Genomic DNA, 276 nt, shown 5'->3' on the forward strand with positions numbered 1-276 from the left:
TATTTCTTCTTTAACGATTGTCATATCGTCGTTGCAATCAATGAACACAGTCGGTGCTACAAAATAGCCATTAGGTGCAGATTCAGGTGAAAGCGTTGTACCACCAGTTAATAGCGTTGCACCTTCTTCGATGCCTTTATTAACGTAGCTCATTACTAGTTCTTGGTGCTTTTTAGAGATAAGTGCGCCAAAGTTAGTATTTAAATCTTGTGGGTCGCCAGCAATAATGTTTTTCTCAGTGCGCGCTTTAAGTTCATCAATAAACTGCTGATATAC

The 276-nt window shown here is 39.1% G+C and carries 1 protein-coding gene; it reads right to left on the bottom strand.

Annotated elements, in window-relative coordinates; translation table 11 throughout:
- The coding region (locus AAEY83_RS14670; protein WP_351060020.1) for an aldehyde dehydrogenase family protein at nucleotides 1-276 on the bottom strand (276 nt) is incomplete at both ends.

It is taken from the genome of Psychrobacter sp. TB20-MNA-CIBAN-0197 (genome assembly GCF_040309765.1).
Classification (GTDB): Bacteria; Pseudomonadota; Gammaproteobacteria; order Pseudomonadales; family Moraxellaceae; genus Psychrobacter; species Psychrobacter submarinus.